The sequence below is a fragment of the Flavobacterium sp. UGB4466 genome, from assembly GCF_903469665.1.
GTDB lineage: Bacteria > Bacteroidota > Bacteroidia > Flavobacteriales > Flavobacteriaceae > Flavobacterium > Flavobacterium lipolyticum.
This window is the reverse complement of the sequence record NZ_CAGKLC010000147.1, coordinates 1-7,541: the sequence shown is the minus strand read 5'-3', so window position 1 is coordinate 7,541 and position 7,541 is coordinate 1. Positions and strand designations below refer to the sequence as shown.

At 38.2% G+C, this 7,541-nt stretch carries 3 protein-coding genes; all 3 read left to right on the top strand.

Annotated elements, in window-relative coordinates; all coding sequences use genetic code 11:
* Nucleotides 1-111 precede the first annotated feature (111 nt).
* From JO950_RS20405 to JO950_RS20395, 3 genes are read left to right on the top strand one after another with little or no spacing between them, the layout of a single operon-like run.
* Nucleotides 112-1,881, top strand: a complete 1,770-nt coding sequence (locus JO950_RS20405; protein ID WP_202704280.1) for a type VI secretion system Vgr family protein — start codon at nucleotides 112-114, stop codon at nucleotides 1,879-1,881.
* 9 nt (nucleotides 1,882-1,890) lie between these two features.
* The gene (locus JO950_RS20400; protein WP_202704279.1) at nucleotides 1,891-3,240 is read left to right on the top strand and encodes a hypothetical protein; all 1,350 of its coding nucleotides are present in this window, start codon (nucleotides 1,891-1,893) and stop codon (nucleotides 3,238-3,240) included.
* A gap of 2 nt (nucleotides 3,241-3,242) precedes the next feature.
* Nucleotides 3,243-7,472 (top strand): DUF6531 domain-containing protein, encoded by a 4,230-nt coding sequence (locus JO950_RS20395; RefSeq protein ID WP_237732405.1) that lies wholly within the window; start codon nucleotides 3,243-3,245, stop codon nucleotides 7,470-7,472.
* Nucleotides 7,473-7,541 lie beyond the last annotated feature (69 nt).

Below are 7,541 nucleotides of genomic sequence, written 5' to 3'. Positions count from 1 at the left end.
ATAATAACATTCCTTAAATACATTAATCGATACGAGATTTATAAAAATTAATTAACACCACACTGATCCGATAGATATAAATAGTTAGTACTAACTAAAAAGATTAAAATAATGATACTACAAACCATAATTTTTGGAATAGATTCCAAGAGAATAAGTCATTTTACCAGTATAGAATTGGTACAGGTGATAAACGATCATCATCGATTCGAAATTCGTGTTCCCCATGCCGTTGTCGAAAGTCCTTTGGCCTATACTCTTGAAAATGCTCAGGCCTGGTTAGGTAAAGTGGTACACATCATCCTTGAAGATAAAAACAACTTTTTAGGAGTAGTGACCAATATCGATTTTGATCAGGAAATGGGGCATTCAGGCAACCATATTGTAGTATCAGGTTATTCAAAGACCATCTTGTTGGAGTCCGGTGAAAAGCTGCATTCCTGGGAAGAAATGAATTTAAAAGATATCGTCAAAGAAGCCATAAAAAATGGAGCAGGAGAGCAGCTGCAAAACGAGGTAAACCCTGAATATGCCAGTAAAATGGACTATCAGAATCAATACCTTGAAACCGATTTTCAGTTCATTCAGCGATTGGCAAAACAATACAACGAATGGTTGTATTATGATGGAGAGAAGTTAATCTTCGGTAAACCTAAAAGTTTCGACAAGCCGATCTCTCTGACCTACAATAGTGATATCTCAAAACTAAAAATATCCGTACAGGCGGTACCAAATAAATTTAGTGCTTTTACTTATAACGAAAGCGCTGACAAACGCTATAGCGCAAAATCAAAAGACACGGTAGGCGGTTTGCCAAAATTAGGCAATGAAGCTTTTGCTGCTTCAAAAGAGGTGTTTGCAACACCGGCATTTACACACGGAATAGTGAGTACAGGCGACGATTTGGTTTTAGAATCTTTCTTAAAAAAGAAACAGGAAAGTGCTGCTGCCGATACCAATTATGTTTCGGCAACTACTAAAAATACCAAATTAAAAATTGGAAGTATAGTCAACATAAAATCTAGTGTTTTAGAAAACGAAAGTATGATAACACAAGAAGTAGGCTCTTATATTATTACCGAAATTAGCCACTATGCGACCCATTTAGGAGAATACGAAAATAACTTCAGAGCGATACCTTCAAAAGTATTGAGTCTTCCGGAACCCGATGTCGCTTATCCAATAGCACAAACACAGCAAGCTCTGGTAGAAAGCAATACCGATCCTAAAAATAAAGGAAGAATTAGGGTGCAAATGCTTTGGCAGCAAGGTACTTCTATGAAAACGGCCTGGCTTCGTGTTCTAACTCCGGATGCAGGAAGCAGCGGAAAAGTAGCAAGTAACAGAGGAATGGTATTTATACCCGATGTAGGGGATCATGTTATGGTTCATTTCCGTTATGGAGACCCAAACAGACCTTTCATTTTGGGAAGCGTATTTCATGGAAAAAGTGGTGGAGGCGGTGGTCAGGATAACAACAAAAGAAGCTTTGCAACCAGAGGAGGAACTTCTTTAGTTTTAGATGAAGGAGATAATAGTTTTACCGCAACAGACCCAAGTGGTAATATGATAAAACTTAACGGTGACGGGACCATGACCATTTATGCACCAAACAAAATTGACGTTTTGTCGAAAGAAATTAACATTCTTGCTGATGAAAAGGTAAATATAAATGGTATAAATGAGGTCAATGTCGACAGTAAAAAAATAGTGGCTGTTGGTACGGATGAGGTGAGTGTGAAAAGTGACACTCAAATCGGTAATGAAGCGCCAAGTATCAATATAAAAGGAAAAAATACCATTTTGGCAGAAGGAAAAGTTGTTGACATAGACGGTAAAACAATGACCAATGTTAAAGGTGGAGTGGTGAACTTAAATTAGAATTTAAAAATGCATAATACGCACAATCCTATCGCTGTAAGAGTCGAGAACATTCAGAAAATCTGGAACAAAACCCGAAAAGAAAAGCCAAAAGCTAAAGTATTCAGTATGGTTTGTTTTAAGGATGATTTTCCTTTATTGGATGCTTTCATTCACTTAGAATCTTCTGCCTATGGTAAATCCGAAGATTCGTTTGTTGCTTTTGTTGTTGATTTTGATGATAAAAAAGATTTTTACAGCACGATCATAGAGCAATGGATTGTAACTTTTGAAGAAGACCTGAAAAAAAATCCCAATTGGAATTGGAAAGACTTTGCCACTTTTAAAGAAATACTTCCCGAAATTAATCAGCTTAGTATTGAAAGTCTGAAGGAATTTTACATCAAAATGCTCATTAGTTTTAAAGAATTTGAAGCAAAAACAGGAAATCTTTTGATCGTAAGTTTATTAGTAAAAAAAGTAAGCAATGCCGATTTGTTGACCGAAAGTCTGAATGAACTGGCCGTTTTATTGCCGGAAAATATAGGTTTTCTGTTTTTGGATTATCAGGAAAGACAGCAGTATCGCGATGTAGTTTTTGCAGCAAAGGAAAACGGAACCATCATAGAAATTCCAAATCAGGAAATAAACAAAGCTTACAAAGAAATAGCTGCACAAGGAAATCCAAATGATCCACAGGTGCGATACCGAAAATGTTTGTTTGAAATTGGTGAGGCAGCAAAAAACAAAAAACAGGAGAAAGTAAAAAAACTGGGTAATGAACTTATCGACATTAGTAAGAGTACCGGAGAAACCAGTTTTTGGGCTTCATCTTATTTAATTTATGCCAGTTTTTTATTCCAATTTAAAGACGAGAAGGAGCTTATTCATCAACTATTGGATAAGGGAATTAAAATAACAACTCCATTTTATAAAGAGAAAGAAGATGTTGCTGGAATTTTAATGCAGCTATTAGTTTACAAAGGTTCGCATCACAGCATTATTGGAAATACAGATACAGCGATTGATTATTTTTTAAAACAAGTGGCAATTGCTAAGGAAATAAATCAGGAAATGCAGGTGATCAACGGGTACAATTATGCATTGCTGCTGGCTGCCAAGAAAAAAGGAAGTCGATATACCGAAATTTTAAATGATGCTTTTGAGTACGGATACGCACTAACCGACGAAACCCTTAAAATCGTCAACTTTACTTTTATTGCTGACAGTTATTTAGAGAGCGACCCTAAAATTGGGTATTCAGAAAAAGAAGCTGTTTTTAAACGAATGGTACTCATTTTTGGAGAAAACTGGAACGACAATCCAAAACAAATAGCCAAACAGATACAAGAGGAATATCAATTAAGCAACACCTATTAATTATGTTATTAACCGATAATCATTTAACCATAGTCGTGGGTATAGACATTCATTTTACTACCCTGCCGCCGTTTAACCCGTTTCATCCTTATATAGGTATAGTGATGGACCCTTTTGATTACGTTCCGTTTTTAGGTGCCACTGTGCATGTAAATGGTTTTAAAAGAGGTAATTCCGATACCAGCGGAATCATAATTCCATTACAACATATCCCTCTTTTTACGCCACCTTGGCTAATGATGCCCATTATCGGGCATGAAAGTATGAATTTTTTCGCCTCACAAACCGTTTTTTCAGACGGTACGAGGATGAGTCCCAAAGGACATATGCTAATGACCTGTAATGATATCGGCATCCCCCTATCGATGTCTTTAGGGAAAACCAAAATAGGCAAGAAAATGCTACCGTTTGCCCCAACCCTTTTTGCCCCAACCTCATTTTCATTGCCTATCCCAACGGGGAAACCCGTAATGGTTGGTGGACCCTATCCTCCCGATTGGGGAGGAGTCCTTACAGGATTATTAGCTAGTATTGGTTTTAGTACCTTGATGAAAAAAGCCAGAGGACTTATTAAAAAATTTAATACGAGTGGAAAAAGTCCAAAAGGGCTTAAAAGAATCTTGTGTAGATTTGGTTTTGAGCCTATTAACCTTATAAATGGTGCCGTAATTTATGAAGGCAGTGATTTCAGTATTACCAGTCCGATTCCTTTAAACTGGGAGCGCAGTTGGTATTCAGACTCCCCATATGTGGGATGGCTGGGTCATGGTGTGCATAGTGTCTACGATCGGGCGGTAGAATTGTATCCTGAAGACGATGCTCTTGGACTTCGTATGGATGACGGGCGACTTGTAGCTTTTCCAACACTGCTGCCCGAAGAAGAATTTTATTTACGTGAAGAAAAAACTACTATTAAAAGAACGCAGGAAGGGTATAGCGCCTACGAACATAGTAGTAAACTTTTATATGAGTTTACTCTTTTTAATGGAAAAAAATACCAACTTACCAAAATTAGCAACCCCGACGGACTTTGTATTGTTTTTGAATTTACAGCTAACAATTTAAATAAAATTATCGATGCTGCCGGCAGAGCCATCAAAGTAAGTACGAAAGACGGTTTTATTCAAAAAATGGAACTTATCGGAGCGGAACAGGACGAACTTTTAGTAGCGTATGAGTACGATCCCGAAGGTAACATAAGTGCGATTATCGACGCGCTTCAAAAAGCTACTGTGATCTCTTACGATAACCATTTGATGGTAGAGAAAACAGATCGTAACGGACAAACATTTTATTGGGAATACGATAATGAAAACCGTTGTACACACACCTGGGGTGACGGAGGCTGGCAGGAAGGCTGGATGGAATATCATACGGAAGAAGGATACAATTTAGTAACAGACGCCAATAGGGCCGTAACTACTTATTATTACGAGCCTAGTCAATTGGTCACACAGGTAAAAGATCCAATGGGCAACAGTACCTTTTACGATTATACCGAGTTTATGGAACTCTATCGTGAGATTGATCCCGAAGGACGTATACTAGGCTTTAACTACGATGACAGAGGAAACAAAACCGGTACCGTTTACCCGGATGGCACCGAAGAAATCATGATTTACGATGAGGAAAATCGCCCGTCTATTGCTATAGATCCCGAAGGGAACAAAACGGTTTATCTGTACAAAGAAGACAGAGAGGATCAGCTCAAAACAATTATTGCTCCCGATAAAAGTACTAGTCATTTCACTTATAACGATAACGGACTACTGGCCAGCGTTGCCAAAAACAACAATAAACTCGAACTGATTTATGATGATCAATTCAATCTTGTAGAGTGGCGTGAGAATAGCGAAAAGTTAAAATCATGGGAGTACGATCATCGCGGACGCGTACAAGCGATCTACACCCCGATGCAGATGGCCGATTATTTTAGTTATGACGCATTGGACAGGGTAAGACAAATTGTAGAAAAAGACAGTAATGTCATACAGTTTACCTACAACAATTATGATGAAGTCATAGCGCTAAAAGATAATAAAAATAGCATTAAGTTTAGTTATACCCCAATGGGAAGTCTCGCTACGCGTGAACAAAATGGCGTGAAAGTGCGTTTTGATTACGACAAGATGGAACAGTTGCAAGCCATCAAAAACGAAGACAACGAAGTATATTATTTCGCCCGAAATAAAGCCGGACAAATTGTAAAAGAAACCGCTTTTGATGGTATGGTGAAAAAGTACCAGCGGAATCTTGCAGGTGAAGTCACCCGAATCGATCATGGCAACGGAAAATTTACCGAATACGAACAAGATACACTAGGACGCATCACCAGAGCCGATTATCACGACGGCACCTGGGAAACGTATAGTTACAACAAAAACGGACTTTTAACAGAAGCCGTAAATCAGAATGTAAGTATATTTATAGAGCGTGATGAAATGGGGCGTGTCGTAAAAGAAACTCAACAACAACAGCTCGACAAAAATGATAATGCCATTACCCTTACCTCCACTTACAACAAACTGGGACAGCGTATTGGTATAAATAGTTCATTGGGAACAGAGATCAGTACTCATTACAATTCGAAAGGACAGCTAGAGCGTATAGAGGCACAAAGCAACGAACTCAAAGAACAGCACCAGAAGTGGGAAACCACCCTGAAACGCGACGAATTGGGAAGAGAAATAGAACGCTTCACTACTGGAGGACTCCATATTAAAACCAGTTACAACAACAACGGAAAACAAAAGGAACAGGAAGTATTTGCCAATGGCAAACGCACGGGATCACGCTTTTACAACTGGGATACCAACCAGCAATTGCGCAGTGCGGTGAACCAAATGACCTCAAGCATCACCTATTTTGATTACGATGATTTTGGTAATCTTGCCAAGGCTGATTACAATGGAAAAGGACAGCTGTACAAAACCCCGGATGCGGTAGGGAATCTTTACAAAACTCCCGATCGCAGCGATCGTAAGTATGGTAAAGGTGGTAAACTGTTACAGGATGAAAAGTACCATTACAAATACGATGAACTGGGTAACCTGATACACAAAAGTTCCAGAAACATTAATGAGAAACTAAAATTCGAAGAACCCACCAACTGGATCGACAAACTGGGGGGCAACAAAACCGAAGAAGCCAGACTACAGCAAGAGCACGAGCAATGGCAGGACGGAGATACCACCTATAACTGGCTGGCCAACGGAATGCTCGAGAGCATCACCAACCCCGATGGTAAGAAAGTACATTTTGAGTACGATGCGCTAGGCAGACGTACCGCAAAAATTGCAAACCAAAAAATAAATCGTTATGTTTGGGATGGAAACGTTCTTATTCACGAATGGAAGTACGATTTAAGTGAAAGACCTAAGCTCATTGTTGAAGACGATGATTTAGTATATGATAAACAGGAACCGATTGAGAATTTAATTACCTGGGTGTATCAGGGTGGTTCTTTTGTACCTAGCGCAAAAATAATTGGAGAAGAAAAGTTCTCAATAATCAATGATTATATTGGCAGACCCGTACAAGCTTATGATGAAAAAGGAAATGTAGTTTGGGAAACTGATTATGATATTTATGGAGATTTGCGTAATCTGAAAGGTGATCGAAGCTTTATTCCGTTTAGACAGTTAGGACAGTATGAGGATTTAGAAATAGGGCTTTACTATAACAGATATCGTTATTATTCTTTTGATACGGGAATGTATATTAGTCAGGATCCAATTGGGCTAATGGGGGGTAGAGAGCTTTACAAGTATATTCATGATTGTAATAGTTGGGTAGATATTTTTGGATTGATGCCTTTAGGTAACCCTGTTAATCAGGGACATCACGTTGTACCTCATAAAGCAGCAACTGATTTAGGAATAAAACCATTTAATAGTCAAACAGGCGTGCCAAGTCTATATTGGGATGATACTCAATTTACAGGAGACAATCACAGTGCAATGCATGGATATAATGGCATTGGGGGAGATACAAAGCCATTAGTTAAATCAGATCAAATAAAGAATGCAGGTTTATCAAATGATCAATGGTTAGGAACTTTAGAAAAACATTATAATAATCCAGATATTCAGGCTTACAAAGGAGATTTACATTTGATTGATGCTGATGGGACTAAAGGAGCATTGATAAAAGCTGATGTAACACCTAAAGAAGCGTGGGAACTAACAAAGGCGTGGGCTAAAAAACAAGGTATTGAAATTAAGTGTAAATAAAATTATAAAATGCAAATTATAACTAGCAGAGGAGGTGGAAATCTTATTGATAATCTATCGATTATTATT